A 15,580-nucleotide genomic window follows, 5' to 3' on the forward strand; every position below is an offset into this window, starting at 1 on the left:
ATGTTACAATAATTACAGTATTTTGGGGATGTTTTTTGGATTCGACAGGTATAGGTCGAGTTTCAATTGCGTTTCGAAGGTTGCGTCTTCGTAAAAACGCTCAGTTTTAAATTATAACTGCAAACAATAATTCAAACTCTTACGCATACGCTGCCTAACAAGTAGCGCGCGTAAATCCATCCTGGGTTCGTCCATGATGCAGTGATGGGTTTATAAAATAGTGGACTACGCTTAATACTCAGGCTTGAAGCATTAAGAAGAGATTACCAAGCTAGTTAGTCATGGTTGCCCTGATCAACGGCGTTTTGGCTAATGAAATTTAAATAGTTGAGATACGAACGTAGAGATTGAAATGGCGATATGCTTGGACACGGGTTCGACTCCCGTCATCTCCATTATAGGGTATCAACTTTTTAAGCTGATTTAAGGATGTTGATATATTAGGCATTGAACTTGTTACTATAGCGGTATATTTCCCACTTTCTGGGTAAAGGTAGTTAAGAGAAATAAGTTCTTAAGCAAAAGCTGTCACGGTTTGTGGCAGCTTTTGTTGTATATATATTATATGAGAAATTGCACAAGCGATTTATCGTGCCTAATAGTTACTCTTAATTATTGCACGATCAAAATATTATTTCCTAGGAAATAATATTACGATCGGGATTCAATTGGAGGAATTGGCATAATGAAGATATTAATGATTGAGGATAATCATTCCGTATGCGAAATGATGGCGATGTTTTTTAAAAAAGAAAATTGGCAATATGAATTTGCTTACGATGGGGTAGAAGCAGAGGAAAAATTTAATGCTGATCCTCATGAATGGGACGTTATTTTACTTGATTTGAACTTACCAAAGAAGGATGGAATGCAAGTTGCAGCCGATATTCGGCGGATTTCATCTATAGTACCATTAATCATGTTGACAGCGCGGGATTCAGAAAGTGATCAGGTTCTTGGCTTAGGAATCGGAGCTGATGACTATGTAACAAAACCATTCAGCCCAATTACCTTGATTGCCCGAATTAAGGCTCTCAAGCGACGTTCACAACTTGGTGCTATTCAAGAAAGTCACCAAGCAGCTAATGATCGCTTTGATATTAAGACTAAACACTTTAAGATGGATACTAAGACCCGAGAAGTTTATATGCATGGAAAGGCGGTCAAGGATCTGACACCAAAGGAATTTGATCTCCTAAAGACCTTGGCAAGCAAACCACGGCAAGTTTTTACACGTTCCCAATTACTTCAATTAGTTTGGGATTATGAATACTACGGTGACGAACGGACAGTCGATGCCCACATCAAAAAGCTACGGCAGAAACTTGAAGCAGTTGGTCCCCAAGTAATCCAGACAGTTTGGGGTGTTGGTTACAAGTTTGATGATGAGGGTAAAGAATAATGAAGCTATTGTATCGGTTGATGATTGCTTTTTTTACGGTCATTATTACACTAATGGCGGTCTTAAGTCTCGCATTTATTAATGTTACTAACGAGACAATGTACCGGAATACCTGGAATCAGTTAAAAACGTATTCGGATAGTCTTGTTCAGGATGCAATTCGGTACGATACCGTGAATCGTAAGTTTCGTGGCTTTGAAAATCAGGCGTTGCTTAGTAATGCTGCTTTACTTTCTAACCAGCACGTTCATTTTGCAGTTTTTGATGTTAATCAGAAACAGACCTTTGCCAGTAATGGCTTTACACCACAAATTAGTAAGAGTGATTGGAAAAAGTTGAGCAAGGGAAAGACAATCTATTTACGGATTACCCGTCCCCAAATTAACGTCCATAATTCTGATCATTCGGCAATGACTGAGGTGATTCGACCGTATTTTTACCGTAAAAAGTTAATCGCGGTTGTTTCGATTGCGACCTTCGTTTCTGTGGTAGAGGAAAATATGCATCAGCTTAAGATTAATCTTGCAGTTGCCTTCCTAATTGCTACGTTGGTTGCTCTAATAATTAGCTATATCATGGCTCGGTCCATTACAGGAAGGATCGATCGCTTGCGGGTTGCGACTCGACAAGTTTCTAAGGGAAATTATCAGGTTAAGGTACCCGTCAACGGTAAGGACGAAATGGATGATCTTGCCCGGAGCTTTAACCAGATGACAACAGCTCTTCGTGAATCAGATCAAGAAATTCGCCGCCAGGAAGAACGTCGGCGAAAGTTTCTTGCTGATGCCGCCCATGAGATGCGGACACCATTAACCACTATTAACGGTCTTCTAGAGGGCCTTCAGTATGACGCAATTCCAGAAGAAGACCGGAAGCACAGCCTTGAATTAATGCGGAATGATACCCAGCGATTAATTCGACTTGTAAACGATAACCTAGATTACGAGAAGATCCGGACTAACCAGATCTCAATGGAACGGAAGTTGTTTGATTGCTCCGCTGTTTTGACGAATCTTAAAGAACAGTTTGCCAAGCGGGCTGGCGAAAAAGGGGATGAGATCCAATTGGATGTCCCAGAGGGCCTGTTAGTTTATGCTGACTATGACCGGTTCGTTCAGATCATGTTTAACATTATTCAGAATGCAATCCAGTTTACCGACAATGGTCTGATTAAAGTGACCGCGCGAAAAGTTAAGCACGGTTGTGAGTTTAAAATCAGCGATAATGGTATTGGAATGACCGATGAACAACTCAAGAACATCTGGGAACGTTTCTATAAGGCAGACCAGTCACGAAGTAATAGCCAATATGGTGAATCAGGGCTTGGCCTATCGATTGTCCATGAGTTAGTAACCCTTCATGGTGGGAAAATTTCCGTTAAAAGTCAACCAAAAAAGGGAACTACATTCACACTTTTCTTTCCCGATCAGCACAACGCCCCACATTTAAATGTTCAATAATCCTAATTTCACATTTAGACCAATGTTTTGTCAAACGTTTTCTTAGCTAATTTAACAGCTATAAATCGTTTTAGACCATCAATTTATTTTGTGAAAGCCCTTGTGGAAACGTTTGCAAACGGTTATAATACTATCTCGTAATCATTATTCATATGAGATAGGAGAGAAAAAGATGGTTTATTTACTCGCATTAATCCCAGCGCTTGGTTGGGGGCTGATGCCATTAATCACTGGTAAGATTGGTGGTTCAGCTGTTAATCAGATGTTCGGTATCGGTGCCGGTGCAACAATTGTTGGCTTGATTGCGTATGTCACTACTCAACCAACTGTCAGCACAACCGCCTTCTGGTTCTCAGTATTGTGTGGTGCCTTATGGACAATTGGTCAGATTGGGCAATTCGTTTCCTTTAAGCGGATGGGTGTTTCTAACACAATGCCACTCTCAACTGTTTTCCAATTAGTTGGTAACTCATTGATTGGGGTTATCATTTTTGGAGAATGGCACAGTGCTCGGGCTTTGACTATTGGGTTCATTGCCTTAGCAATTGTTATTATTGGTGCTTTGATGACATCAGTATCTGATGGTAATTCTGACAAGAAGGTTACCACGAGTAACTTCATCTTCTTGTTAGTAACCACTATTGGTTTTTGGGTATACTCCACTTTCCCAAAGATACCAATTGTTGCTCATGAAAGTGCCGAGGGGATTTTCCTCCCAGAAATGCTTGGGATCTTACTTGGTTCCGTGATTTATGCAATCTGCTCTGGTAATGCTTCATCCTTCAAGCAAAAGGAACAGTACTTAAACATTCTTGGTGGCTTATCATGGGGAATTGCTGCCTTTGCTTATATCTTTTCAGCTAAGGATCTTGGTGTTACTGAAGCATTCATCTTCACCCAATTAAACGTTATTATCGCAACATTTGGTGGTATCTGGTTCCTTCACGAACATAAGAGTCACCGTGAAATGACTTATACTATTTGGGGAATTGTTTTAATTGTTGTTGGTAGTATCGTAACCGCCTTCGCATAGAGATTAAATCAAAATAAAAGCAGATCAAAGAGAGTATGTAATTAAAGGAGAAAAACAAGGAAGCCGCGGGCTAACGTTTTTCTCCTTTTTATTTTCTGTATAATTTCTATATAATAGGTAGAGGATTAATGTAGAGTTAGGATAATTAAAATGAAGACATGTCAGAAATGTAATACTGTGAATAGTGATGATGCTTTGTTTTGTCGTAATTGTGGGGCAAAACTATCAGGAATGTTTGCCTTAGTTTGCTCCAATTGCGGAAAGGTTTCGCCAATCGGAACCAAGGAGTGCCCAGTCTGTCATACACCCTTAAAGCAGGCAAAGTTGCGAACAATGCCAATGACGAATCATGTTCACTCTCGCCATAAGCGGTTGATTAAAATTATTAGTTAGCTTGGCGCAATTCTCCTTTTTATTCTAACTTCGTACTATATTATCTCGACTCGCCAATTATTTGTGACGGAACGGTCTACTGGCTATTACGGCTTACAGTTAATTTACCTTGATCGGCATCGAAAGCGCCTATACACAAGTTATTATGTAATTAATCAGACAGATAAGCGACCGGATAATTACCACTTACCCGTTGCCTATATTGGGCAGACGACAACCAACAAGCGACTAATTAGGACGATTAATGTTGGCAAGATGCGTAAGTTGTATCAACAAAGTAACCAGCGGGGGCAAATTATTATGAATCTGCACAACACAATAATAACTACCCCGCGACAGATCGATATTAAGTTAACACGAAAGGATAATCACGTTTCTGGATGGGAATTGTTCGATCCGCCAGAAGATAAGAGTTATTCAGTCAAAGTTAGTGGGCAGCCCAAGGTTTGCTATATTGACATAAACATTATTATTACAAACACGGGATAAGGGATAAGAAAAAGACCGACGATGAATTTCGTCGGTCTTTTACTTAATCGGTCAGCTTTTTCCCAACTGCTCCGTGGATAATCAATACCTGCTCAACCCAGTGATGGTTAGCGGAAAGATTATGTTGAATGAATGGGTACTTAGCAAGTAAGATACGGAGATTCCGTAAACCTAATGAATGACGGCCACTAGACAAGCCCTTAAAACTTCCAGAAAGTTTTTGAAGATCAACCCGTTCTTCGCTTGTGGAGTTGCCAATCACGATATATTCGGCGTCATCCTTAGTAAAGAAGCTAAAGTTAATCTGCTTCTTTTCTGATTGAACCGCAGCGTTAATTGCATTGTCAAATAAGATTGAAATCATTCGGAGAATATCAACTTGCTCAACAGTGTGAGGCAGTTTGATCGGGTCAACTACCTCAACGGTCACGTTGATCTGTTTATCAATTGCTGTTACGACTTTACTGTAAACCAGACTCTTTACTTCAAGGTCCTCAATGTTCTTGAGGTGCCCGAGGACAGCCGTTCGGCTTCCAAGCTTATCGTTTGTCGGGAGGACGATCTGATTAAAGAGTTTGCGGACATCCGCAATCGTTCCTGTTTGGATCGCATCCCGAAGACTTAAAAGAATGTTTTTATAATCATGACGGAAACGGCGTAGATCGTCGTACATCGATTCAATATGACTAGTGTAGGTCTGTAAGTTTGCTAATTCTACTGCTTGGTTAGTTGCTAGGTCTCGGTAAGTAAAGTAGTTCGCGCTGATCTTCATGGTTACCATTGTAATCACCATGTAGAGGATAAGGATCAGAAGGTAAACTGGCATGGAGAACTTCAAAATTTGGTAGTGGTAGCCAAAGCGGACCAACTCAAAACTAGCGAAGAAAATATTAACAATCCATGCAAAGAGTTGGCGTTGGCGGATAACTACTTGAGTGTACTTTTGGTAAGATTTTAAGAATGGCTTTAAGAGAAGATAGGTCAGGTATCCTTCAACAAGTAAAATGAAGTTAGCACCCCAATTACTGAACGCCATTGTCGTTTCTGGGGAGATGGAACTATAGATACCTAACACGATGGGTCCAATAAATGCCTGAACTATATTTAAGGAAAGGCAAGCAAAAATAAAGTTGCTAGCGACGAAAGTAAAAGTAATATTGCGGTGAACAACAAAGAAGTAAATAAGGAGAGAAATTACGATAAGCTTCATGTAGGTAAGGGGAATGGAATTAATAAGCGAAAGACCAATAAAGGCATTAATCAGGTAAAGCCACCAGGGACTTTTGAGCTTTGTCAAGAGCTGGAATAGTAACAACTCAATAACTGACACAATTAATGGGTTAATAGCTTTCCAAATGATTACTATGAGGGGATCATTTGGGAGAAAATAATGAATGATAATTACACCACCTAAATAAAAAATACATGAACTATCATACCACGAGATTAACTTCTCTTACGGGAAAATCCCATTAGCGAGAAATACTAATGGGATTTTACTTATGCTTTTATTTCTGTCAATTAGCGTCTTGGGGATGCTTTAATCGGCGGACAAGCTTAAAGAAATCACGTGCTTGCCGCCGGGAGACTGGGCAGGTCAAGCCATTGTAAAACTCAATCTGTCGAGTATAAAAATCGACGTTCTTCACTGTATGGGGATTAACAAGATAACTGCGATGGACCCGATAAAAGCGGGGATCATTCTTTATGATTTCTCGTAAATTCTGATGAATTTCAATTGTCTGCCGGTCAGTCGTGTAAATTGTTGCCGAATGAGTATTGCCATTATTTGATTTGAAGAAGCAGATATCATCTAGCAGGATCGTGTTGACCCTTTTGTAGCTCTTATAGTGGAAAACATTAGCTTGCTGTAGTTGTGGGCGGTGAGTAATTAAACGAAAATCCTTCAAGAGTTCTTGATGGATATCATCTTGATCCTTGGAAATAAAGTCGAGAGCCTGAACACGGTACTTATAGGTGGTGTAGAGTAATTCATCATGGACGGTGATAAAGATGATGATCGCGTCCGGATCTGACTGCCGAATCAATTGTCCCAGTTGGAGGCCCGCTCTTTTATTATAGTTAATTTGTAAATCAAGGATGTAGATGTTTTCTGGTCCTGGCTCTGGCAGTGCGTGAGTAATACTGGTTGTTGAGTCAAAGGTTAAGATCAGTGAATCATTTAAAGCTAGCTTTGTAATTATTTTTTCGGTAATAGATTTTAATTCTGTTAATTGTTGAACATCATCTTCCATAATAAACACCTTTAACATTCTTACCCCTCCGTAACCTATATATCCCACTATAAATTAGTGGGGGGGGTAGAATCCACCGCTCTATCAACATTTCGCGGAAAAAGTAAGCTAAAGCTGAAAACTGTGAAGGAAGTTTTTCAGGGGATGGTTTAAAAACGAAAGGGGTAAAATTATGTGCTTTTAGGCAAAAAAGTGCAATGATTCACTACATTTCAGTTATCGGTAACCAAATTTCATCTAAGATGTAGCCGATTTGAGAATCTGTCGAGAAATTGTTTTCCTCCCGATTAGTTCGAAGTAAGCTAAAAAGAGTAATAGAAATTAAATCTTTTATACAGGGAGCGAGGAAAAATAATGTCTAAGACCAAGAAGATTTTGACCACGACCGCTGCAGTTGCTGCGGCAACTACTGGTGCCATGGTCGCTACAACTGCTCATGCTGATACTACGACAACGAGTGCTCAAGCTAAGCAATCAAGTGTGAGCGCTCAAGACCAATTGAATAACATGCAGGCCCAACACAGCCAAGCCGAAAGCCAAATGGCTAGTGCTAACGCTGCAGAAATGGCTTCTGCGACTACCGATACCAACAACCAAGTAGCAAAGTTGCAAGATGAATTAAAGACCAACCAAGCTAGCCAAGCCGCTGAAGATGCACCAAAGCTAGCTTCTGGTACTAAGGCCATTAACCAAAAAGCAGAAGAAGCTACCGCTAAGGAAAACGCCAGCTACCAACAAGCCGTTAAGGATCAACAAGCTGCTAACAGTGAGGCCATTGCTAACGCAAGTAAGAACATTACCACGCCATTGCAAAAGCAAGGTCTTACTGCTCAAGAAAATCAATTGTACAGCCAAAATACCCAAAAGCTTGACGCTGAACACCAACAAAAGCTTGACAGCTTAAAGAGTGCTTATGACGAAAACGCCAGTCAATTGAACAGCCAAATTCAAAGTCAACAAACTAGTGAACAACAAGCTCATGACCAAGCCATCAAGGATGCTAACGCTAAGCTTGATCGCCAAATCAAAGATGCTCAAACTAGTGTTGACAACTTACAACAAACTGTTAACAATGACCAAACTGAAGTCACTAACGCTCAAAACGCCGTTAACCAAGCCCAAAGCCAAGTGCAAAGCGCTACTAAGGCACTTAATGACGCCAAGGGGGCCAGTCAAACCAGCTCACAAGGTAACTTACCAGACGCTGAAATTGATGATAACGGTGTTGTCCAATTTGATATCTGGAAAGATACTAATCCAGCTGACCAACGCAAAGCAACTTTCGATGCTAACGGTCAATTAACTGGTCAAGACGCTATTGAAATCAATGAATTCGCGGCTAATGTACTTAATGAAATTCGTCAGCAACTTGGTGCTCCGCTCTTGAAAGTCAACACTAACTCAATTAAGATTGCTAGTGATAGTGCTAAAAACTATCAATTAGCTAACTCTTACTGGGGAGGCGGACATGATTATAGTATTCTTAATCGAATTCAAGGTAAATACAACCTATCATCATTTAAGGAAAGCGAAATTGACGGTGGTCATACCGGTACTACCACAACTATTGCAGATCTTAAAGATCAAATTTACCGAGAATTGATGGAATTCATAAACCAAGATGGTGATTCTAACAATGCGCACAAGAATCACCTTCTTGGCATTCATGGCTTCACTAATCAAAACTACTTTGGCATGAACTTCACATCAGATGGCTCTCGTTACTACACCATGTCCTTCAATAACCCAGCTGACGCCACTGGCAACTTCTCCTTGGCCACTAACCCAAGCTCCACGCCAGTTGACAATACCGCTGCTCTCACCTCAGCACTCAACTCCGCTAAGACTGCCTTGTCCTCTGCTAACAGTCACCTTTCATCTGCTAAGACTAAGTTAGCTCATGACACTGACTCTCTAAACGTTGCTAAGACTACTTTAGCAAACCTCAAGAGTACCACTCGTCCATCAGATTCTGCTGATACCGACTCTCCAGCCGTTAAGGCTTTGAAGGGCAAGCTGGCTGCTTTAACTTCAACTTACCAAGCTAACGTCAAGAAAGAAAATGACGCTTACAACCAAGCTAAGATGAAGTTGACTAAGGATCACCAAGCTCGGCTTAACCAAATCAAGAACAAGCCAGAAAATGTTGATGACATCAAAACCGCTAATACTAAGAAGCTCGATGAATTAAAGAAGACTCATGAAGCTAACCTGGCTGCTATCAAGGCTGACGCTGAACAACAAATTGCTGCTTTGAAGCAACAATTAGCCGATTCCCACAATGACGTTAACCAACCAATTATTGATAAGATTAACGCATTGAAGGCTGCCTTAGCTGCAAAGCAAGACCAACTCAACCAAAAGTTGGCAGATTTGAAGGCTAACGATGCTGCAGCATACGCTGCTTTGCGTGATAAGTTGATGCCTAAGCAAGTCGTTACCGGTACCGCTAGTGGTTATCTGACTGCCGGTGGTCAAGTGGTAAGTCTTTCTGCTAAGAGTGGTCATTCTGCTTCTAGTCAAGCTATTGCCTTACCACAAACTGGTAACAACAGTTCACTTGCCGCTGCTGTATTAGGTGCGGTTTCAATGATGTTTAGCTTTGGCTTGATGAAGAAACGCGAAATGTAGTCAAGTAGGCTGCAAAGTGTATGGTCGAAGTGCTACGTGAGTAGCACTTTTTTATATGAAAGGTAAATAGAATATGCAGAGGAAGAATAGATCCCTCATAATTTTGGGAATAGGAATATCTCTAGTAACAATTGTTGTGGTCTTTACTCAATTTATATATGGATGGGAAAATGACACTTTAAGTAATGTAATAGGAACATTAGCAGGTGGAATCGGTTCAATTATATTTATTTTCTGGCGGTTAGATTACGATAAAAGAAATCAGGAAATACTAGATATCATTAATTTACTAAATTTAATTGATGAATTTCCTACTCTAATTAGTGAGCAAGTTTTACGCGATTCTTTACGTGAAAAAATAACAGGAATAGCTAATTTTAGAAACATTAGTAAGGTAGTAGAGGAATATCGAAAGGAATTACATGCAGCAATTGATAAAGCTGAAACTAGCCTTCTAGTGGTTGGATATAAGAAGGACTCTAACCTACAACGTTTCTTGCGTGAGACCAATATAGTACAGTTAACGCTACGTGAGTTGATAGAACTGATTAACCAATGTGAGGGAATTACTCAAGATGAATCGGGTTTGTCAAAAAAAGAACGAGTTTTATTGGTAAGAAAGGTTGAGCGAAAGAAGTTCTATGTGATTAGTTCATTAAATGACTTGATTAAGGATCTTGAGCAAATCCTTAAAACAGAGGGTGGGGCTTCTGAGATCAACCTGGATGAAATAATGAAGGAAATAAGTAATTTTAACAAGAAAAAGTACGAACGGATTTTTGAAAAGATTGAAGAAGTTGTCAAGAATATTCAACCAGAACGAACAGATAAAGAAAACAATGATTGGTATTCGCAATCTAGTATTACTGATAAGGCTGACCTAATTATTCCGGTTATTAATAAGGAAAAATTAACATTACCTTCTGATTTATCCCGTTATTATCGGGGAAAAGAAAAGTCAGTTGAAGAAGAACAGGAAATCATTAAACATTTCTTATTCTGTATGGCGTTACTAAATAGGGCAGAGTACTATCAAACAGAGTCTAATAAAGGTATAGAGTATTGTTTTGACTATAAGGCTCCTAAAAACTAATCAGATTAGCTGTCTTATAAGGTCAAGGATAAATATAATGAAGTGAAAATTATGGATGTAGTAGTATTCATTGTAAGCCTTATTATTGGTGCATATATTGTTAATGACTTATCAAAACCAAATAATTCAAAGCATTTGGATAGTCAGGATGATAAGCAACTAACGCAAGGACGAGCTTCAGCTACGAAGAAACATATTGAGATTAAGAAGCGGAGCTCGATAGCTACTTCTTCTAAAACAACAGATGAACGAAATGTTCCGCTTCATGTTAAAAGTGATGAACATAATTTATCGGGATTTGTGGAAAAGATAAATTGGAACAAGACAAAAAATGGTCAACTTCAATGTTGGATTACCCTTAATGCTGGGAATGAGGAAGTAACTTTGTGTAAGTATATAAACACAAAGTTTAAGGGGCTTATTGAACGCTATCAAGCAATTGACGATTCAGATTATATCCAAGTTGGATACCGAAAGAAAAATGGGTATCGTAATATAACTGATATGAGGATATTAAAAAAGTAGTTTGGCACAAAAGCAAACTACTTTTTTAATTCGTTGGTACAAATTAATTTAATAGATAGGAGCAAAAGGTAATGGATTTTATACAAAGTTTAGGTGATAACGTTGGTGGCTTCTTTATGTTACTGGTGATTATTGCGGTTGTTGGGGTAAGTCTTTTCGGTTGGGGAAATTACTTTACTGATGGAAGTAATATTGCATTTGTCCCTGGTTGCTTTAGTAAAATTTTAATCTGGGGAATTGTTATTACAGTTATTTACTTGGTGGCTGGGTCACAACTATTTGGTTGGGCAGTGTTTGCCATGATTATCTATGGTGTATATAAAATAATCTAAATTTCAGATTACGGTAGACTAAATTCAGTTTAAACATAAGAAGTTAAAAAAACGTTCCAACTATTATTTATTTCCTAGAAAACTTCGAGTATTTTAAATGAAGTATTATGTATCTTATAGGTCATTGATTCACGAAGAGGGAATATAACGATGGATAATGAAACTCAAATTTTATTACAAAGATCAAAGGAATTAAATCATGAAGGGATTATGCAACGTAAAGCTGGAAATTACTCATCTGCGGTGGATTATTTTACCCAAGCAATTAGTCTTTTTCCTCGGGAGGAGTATTTCTATAATCGAGCATTAAGCCGCCTTGCAACAAGTCAAGGGGTAAGCTATGCCTCATATTCTAGTGATGATATGCTTGTGGCACTATTAATAGGATATCTCGAGCACCATGATGAGGTCGGACAAGCAGAACTAGTGCAAAGTTTAGTGTACTATTTGGAAAAGATGATGCAAATTAATCTTTTAGGTGAAGATATACTTCTCCATAATCTTAACGAGAAAAACGCCTATCGTAATTATATTCTTGCAGAGAAGTTCGCTGAATTTGTAAACTCCGTGAATGATCCTGCAAGTGTCTATAGGGAAGAGTATTTATATTTTAGGATGCCAACTTTTGAGGAGAGTTTTAAGGATTACTTTAGTCGTTTTGCGATTGGACCTTTTAATATGATGCTTGATGACCAAACAAGAGCTAATTGGACAAGAAAAAGCCTAAGTGATGTTAGACAGTATTTGAATAATGAGCAACTGATTAACGCAGCTAATAATATTTGTGCACTGCTTTTTAACTAAGTATTATTTGAGAAGTAGTTGGGAAGATAAAGAGGAGTAGGGAGTAGTAAATTGTCAAAGATGAAGAAATTATTTCAAGACCATAAAAGATTGATTGAAAAGATTATTGGGGTCGTTGTTGTTCTTGTGTTGGTGATTGCAGGATATAATATTTACCAACACCACCAGAATACAGAAGCAAAGAAAGCAATCACAAAAGTATGTAAGAGTACGCCACCACTAGCTGGAATGTTTAGTGACTACCAAATTATAGACGTTAATGCGCATAAGAAAATCGTGGACTTCCAGATGAATGAAGAGTTGAGTAATGCCCTTAAGTCAAATATTAATCAATATGTTGATGATCATGTTTCAACACTTAACCGCCTGTTCGGTGATACAGAGGAACATTCGGATAATGAGGGGAATTTAAGTATTACTGGTACGGAAGTTCAACCGATTTGCTACGCAATTGCTTCAAACAAAACTTTTGTTAAAAAGTATGGTAAGGGCTGGACTGTGAAAGTTTATAATGCCCAGGGGAAGCTACAATACGTGTACCAAGATGATAAGTTTCTTCAAAAACCGGAACTTTACCTTGAATCAGTGATTGAAAAAGGTGCTGAAGAGCATGATGAAAATGCAACGGAGATCACTGAAGCAGTTCTGAATGCAGTTGGCAATAAAAATAATGAATAGAATTTGAGTTATCTAAAAAGGCACTTCATGGTTGTTAAGATTGGGCTTAACAGTTATGAAGTGCTTTTATTCGTCCTCTTTAATCAGTTGAAGAAGTTTGCGTGCATGTCGTTGGGAGATGGGGCAGGAATCACTATTGTAGAAGTCAGCCTTGCGGTAGTAGAAATCAACTTTGCGGACTTGGCGGGGATTAATGAGGTAGCCTCGGTGTGCACGGAAGAAACGGGAATCCTGCTTTTCGATTTCTCGCAGGTTTTGATGAATTTGGATTGCTTGATGATCGACCGTGTGAATCGTGCTAGCATGGCTATTTTCCTTGTTCGACGCGAAGTAGCAAATGTCATCGAGGGGAATTGTAGAAGTCTGGTTGTAGGACTTATAGGTGAAGACCGGTGTGGAGTTACGCTTCTTGTGTTCATGGATGATTCGCTTGAGATCGATACTAAGCTCTTGGCGGATATTTCCTCGATCCTTAGCGATAAAGTCAAGGGCTGTGACCCGGTACTTGTAAGTTGTGTAGAGAAATTCGTCATGGACGGTGATGAATATAATCTGAGCAAGGCGGTCGCGGTTACGGATTACTTGGCTCAATTGCAGGCCAGCCCGCTTGTTACTATTAATGTCAATATCAAAGATAAAGACGTTGTCGGCACTGGCTTCTGGCATCACCGCCAACATTTCTTCGGTGGATCTACAAGTAGTCAGCTCAATTTCATTTTCGTGAAATTTCTTGCAGATCTCCCTTACCAATTCAGTGTAGTGGGCTAATTGCTGTGGGTTATCTTCCATGATGAATATTTTTAACATCCCGCGTTCCTCCTGCTATTCTCAAATACGAATATACTATATTTTAGTGCTAGATGGATGATGAAACGCTAATTTTACTTTCTTCCTGAAAAAGCCTGCTAAATTTTTCAGGGAAAGGGATGGCTTTCCCGAAGCAGGTCGCTTTAATCGCTAGTTCGGGAAAGATTCCAACCATTCTAAAGTAATCTCTGGAGCGAGAAAGACTTCATTGGTTAAAGATAAAATACTTGTAATTAGCTTTTATTAATTATAATTGAAAACGGCTACATCGTTCGTTATTATTAGATTGTGAATCAAAAAAGGAAGGAAGAGCGGGAGAATGACACAAGTTAAATTAGATACTAGTTCACTCAAGAAGTTCGTTAATGACAACGAACTCGGTGAAATGCAAGCAATGGTAAATGCGGCGGATGATGAATTACGGAACGGAACCGGTGCGGGTGCTGACTTCCGTGACTGGCTCCACTTACCAACCGATTACGATAAAGAAGAATTTGCCCGGATTAAGGCGGCAGCTAAGAAGATCCAATCAGATTCTGACATCCTAGTTGTTATCGGGATTGGGGGATCTTACCTTGGAGCACGAATGGCCATTGATTTCTTACACAATACCTTCTACCAAGCTCAAAAGGCAGCTGATCGGAAGTTCCCTCTGGTTCTGTTTGCTGGTAACTCTTTGAGTTCGACTTACGTTCATGACTTGATTGAATTGATTGGAGATAAGGATTTCTCTGTGAATATTGTTTCCAAGTCTGGAACCACGACTGAACCTTCAATTGCTTTCCGGATTTTCAAGAACCTCTTAATCAAGAAGTACGGTGAAGAAGAAGCTAATCAGCGGATCTACGCTACTACGGATAAGGCTAAGGGGGCTTTGAAGACCGAAGCGGATGCCCATGGGTACGAAAGTTTCGTTATTCAAGACGGTATCGGTGGTCGTTACTCGGTCCTCTCACCAGTTGGTCTGTTGCCAATTGCCGTTTCGGGCGGGGATATCGATCAATTAATGGCTGGTGCAGCTCAAGCGGAAAAGGACTACACTGATCCAAAGTTGGAAAACAACGAGGCTTACCAATACGCAGCCTATCGGAACATCCTTTACCGGAAGGGCTACGAAACTGAATTGCTTGAAAACTATGAACCAAACATGACCATGTTTGCCGAATGGTGGAAGCAATTAGCTGGTGAATCCGAAGGGAAGGATCACAAGGGCATTTACCCATCCAGTGCTAACTTCACTACGGACTTACACTCTTTGGGTCAATACATCCAAGAAGGTCGCCGTTTCTTGATGGAAACCGTGGTTAAGCTCGATAAGCCCAACTATGACGTGGAAATCCCAAGCGAACCAGATAATCTGGATGGGTTAGGTTACTTGGAAGGCAAGACGATGGACTTTGCGAACACTAAGGCTTACGAAGCGGTAGTCGCCGCTCATACTGCAGGTGGCGTTCCGGTAATGACGGTTCACATTCCAGAAGAAAATGAATACACGCTGGGTTACCTGATCTACTTCTTTGAAGTGGCGATAGCAATATCTGGTTACCTCAACGGGATTAACCCATTTAATCAACCAGGGGTTGAAGCATATAAGGTAAACATGTTTGGACTTCTCGGCAAACCAGGATACGAAGAAGTCGGCAAGAAGTTGCGGGCGGAAATGGACGAGGATAAGTAA

15 protein-coding genes and 1 other RNA gene are annotated in these 15,580 nt (G+C 39.7%); 13 read left to right on the top strand and 3 right to left on the bottom strand.

All coding sequences use genetic code 11. The features are described from left to right. Positions 1 to 24: 24 nt before the first annotated feature. From ssrA to H5R64_RS05835, 6 genes are all read left to right on the top strand, one after another. Positions 25 to 398, top strand: a transfer-messenger RNA (tmRNA) gene (ssrA, locus tag H5R64_RS05810). 287 nt (positions 399 to 685) lie between these two features. Beyond that, positions 686 to 1,402, top strand: coding sequence for a response regulator transcription factor (locus tag H5R64_RS05815; protein WP_182580963.1), 717 nt, complete (start codon positions 686 to 688; stop codon positions 1,400 to 1,402). Further along, entirely contained in the window at positions 1,402 to 2,862 is a 1,461-nt protein-coding gene (locus H5R64_RS05820) for a sensor histidine kinase (RefSeq protein WP_182580962.1), read from the top strand. The genes H5R64_RS05815 and H5R64_RS05820 overlap by 1 nt, the downstream gene beginning before the upstream one ends. Before the next feature lie 172 nt (positions 2,863 to 3,034). Continuing rightward, the gene (locus H5R64_RS05825; protein ID WP_182580961.1) at positions 3,035 to 3,895 is read left to right on the top strand and encodes a GRP family sugar transporter; all 861 of its coding nucleotides are present in this window, start codon (positions 3,035 to 3,037) and stop codon (positions 3,893 to 3,895) included. Between the two features lie 150 nt (positions 3,896 to 4,045). Next, positions 4,046 to 4,288, top strand: coding sequence for a zinc ribbon domain-containing protein (locus tag H5R64_RS05830; RefSeq protein WP_182580960.1), 243 nt, complete (start codon positions 4,046 to 4,048; stop codon positions 4,286 to 4,288). Between the two features lie 63 nt (positions 4,289 to 4,351). Then, the gene (locus tag H5R64_RS05835) at positions 4,352 to 4,777 is read left to right on the top strand and encodes a hypothetical protein (protein WP_182580959.1); all 426 of its coding nucleotides are present in this window, start codon (positions 4,352 to 4,354) and stop codon (positions 4,775 to 4,777) included. Positions 4,778 to 4,820: 43 nt separating this feature from the next. Here the strand turns inward: H5R64_RS05835 and H5R64_RS05840 are convergent, their stop codons facing one another. Together H5R64_RS05840 and H5R64_RS05845 are read right to left on the bottom strand one after the other, a co-directional pair. Continuing rightward, the gene (locus H5R64_RS05840; RefSeq protein ID WP_182580958.1) at positions 4,821 to 6,074 is read right to left on the bottom strand and encodes a GHKL domain-containing protein; all 1,254 of its coding nucleotides are present in this window, start codon (positions 6,072 to 6,074) and stop codon (positions 4,821 to 4,823) included. Between the two features lie 220 nt (positions 6,075 to 6,294). After that, complete coding sequence (locus H5R64_RS05845) at positions 6,295 to 7,050, bottom strand: LytR/AlgR family response regulator transcription factor (RefSeq protein ID WP_182580957.1); 756 nt, start codon at positions 7,048 to 7,050, stop codon at positions 6,295 to 6,297. 336 nt (positions 7,051 to 7,386) lie between these two features. Here H5R64_RS05845 and H5R64_RS05850 point away from each other — a divergent pair, with 336 nt between their 5' ends. The 6 genes from H5R64_RS05850 to H5R64_RS05875 all read left to right on the top strand — a co-directional run bounded on the left by H5R64_RS05850 (position 7,387) and on the right by H5R64_RS05875 (position 13,095). Next, positions 7,387 to 9,663: an SEC10/PgrA surface exclusion domain-containing protein gene (locus H5R64_RS05850; protein WP_182580956.1), complete on the top strand. Its 2,277-nt coding sequence runs from the start codon at positions 7,387 to 7,389 to the stop codon at positions 9,661 to 9,663. Positions 9,664 to 9,736: 73 nt separating this feature from the next. Further along, positions 9,737 to 10,756, top strand: a complete 1,020-nt coding sequence (locus H5R64_RS05855) for a hypothetical protein (RefSeq protein ID WP_182580955.1) — start codon at positions 9,737 to 9,739, stop codon at positions 10,754 to 10,756. Between the two features lie 51 nt (positions 10,757 to 10,807). Then, complete coding sequence (locus H5R64_RS05860) at positions 10,808 to 11,281, top strand: hypothetical protein (protein ID WP_182580954.1); 474 nt, start codon at positions 10,808 to 10,810, stop codon at positions 11,279 to 11,281. Between the two features lie 71 nt (positions 11,282 to 11,352). Then, complete coding sequence (locus tag H5R64_RS05865) at positions 11,353 to 11,613, top strand: hypothetical protein (protein WP_182580953.1); 261 nt, start codon at positions 11,353 to 11,355, stop codon at positions 11,611 to 11,613. A 150-nt stretch (positions 11,614 to 11,763) separates the two neighbouring features. Continuing rightward, on the top strand, positions 11,764 to 12,417 hold the full coding sequence (locus tag H5R64_RS05870; RefSeq protein ID WP_182583037.1) for a hypothetical protein: 654 nt from the start codon (positions 11,764 to 11,766) through the stop codon (positions 12,415 to 12,417). Positions 12,418 to 12,468: 51 nt separating this feature from the next. Further along, on the top strand, positions 12,469 to 13,095 hold the full coding sequence (locus tag H5R64_RS05875; protein WP_182580951.1) for a hypothetical protein: 627 nt from the start codon (positions 12,469 to 12,471) through the stop codon (positions 13,093 to 13,095). Between the two features lie 66 nt (positions 13,096 to 13,161). On the opposite strand, the gene H5R64_RS05880 is transcribed toward H5R64_RS05875, so the two are convergent. Beyond that, positions 13,162 to 13,902: a LytR/AlgR family response regulator transcription factor gene (locus H5R64_RS05880; RefSeq protein ID WP_182580950.1), complete on the bottom strand. Its 741-nt coding sequence runs from the start codon at positions 13,900 to 13,902 to the stop codon at positions 13,162 to 13,164. Positions 13,903 to 14,221: 319 nt separating this feature from the next. Between H5R64_RS05880 and H5R64_RS05885 the strand changes: the two genes are divergently transcribed. After that, positions 14,222 to 15,580 (top strand): glucose-6-phosphate isomerase, encoded by a 1,359-nt coding sequence (locus H5R64_RS05885; RefSeq protein ID WP_182583039.1) that lies wholly within the window; start codon positions 14,222 to 14,224, stop codon positions 15,578 to 15,580.

It is taken from the genome of Limosilactobacillus fastidiosus, from assembly GCF_014145505.1.
GTDB classification, from domain to species: Bacteria; Bacillota; Bacilli; order Lactobacillales; family Lactobacillaceae; genus Limosilactobacillus; species Limosilactobacillus fastidiosus.

Bases quoted from the DNA above. Each gene is read 5' to 3' on its own strand.
- H5R64_RS05815 (WP_182580963.1), top strand. From the start codon at position 686: ATGAAGATATTAATGATTGAGGATAATCATTCCGTATGCGAAATGATG.
- H5R64_RS05820 (WP_182580962.1), top strand. From the start codon at position 1,402: ATGAAGCTATTGTATCGGTTGATGATTGCTTTTTTTACGGTCATTATT.
- H5R64_RS05825 (WP_182580961.1), top strand. From the start codon at position 3,035: ATGGTTTATTTACTCGCATTAATCCCAGCGCTTGGTTGGGGGCTGATG.
- H5R64_RS05830 (WP_182580960.1), top strand. From the start codon at position 4,046: ATGAAGACATGTCAGAAATGTAATACTGTGAATAGTGATGATGCTTTG.
- H5R64_RS05845 (WP_182580957.1), bottom strand. From the start codon at position 7,050: ATGTTAAAGGTGTTTATTATGGAAGATGATGTTCAACAATTAACAGAA.
- H5R64_RS05850 (WP_182580956.1), top strand. From the start codon at position 7,387: ATGTCTAAGACCAAGAAGATTTTGACCACGACCGCTGCAGTTGCTGCG.
- H5R64_RS05855 (WP_182580955.1), top strand. From the start codon at position 9,737: ATGCAGAGGAAGAATAGATCCCTCATAATTTTGGGAATAGGAATATCT.
- H5R64_RS05860 (WP_182580954.1), top strand. From the start codon at position 10,808: ATGGATGTAGTAGTATTCATTGTAAGCCTTATTATTGGTGCATATATT.
- H5R64_RS05865 (WP_182580953.1), top strand. From the start codon at position 11,353: ATGGATTTTATACAAAGTTTAGGTGATAACGTTGGTGGCTTCTTTATG.
- H5R64_RS05870 (WP_182583037.1), top strand. From the start codon at position 11,764: ATGGATAATGAAACTCAAATTTTATTACAAAGATCAAAGGAATTAAAT.
- H5R64_RS05880 (WP_182580950.1), bottom strand. From the start codon at position 13,902: ATGTTAAAAATATTCATCATGGAAGATAACCCACAGCAATTAGCCCAC.
- H5R64_RS05885 (WP_182583039.1), top strand. From the start codon at position 14,222: ATGACACAAGTTAAATTAGATACTAGTTCACTCAAGAAGTTCGTTAAT.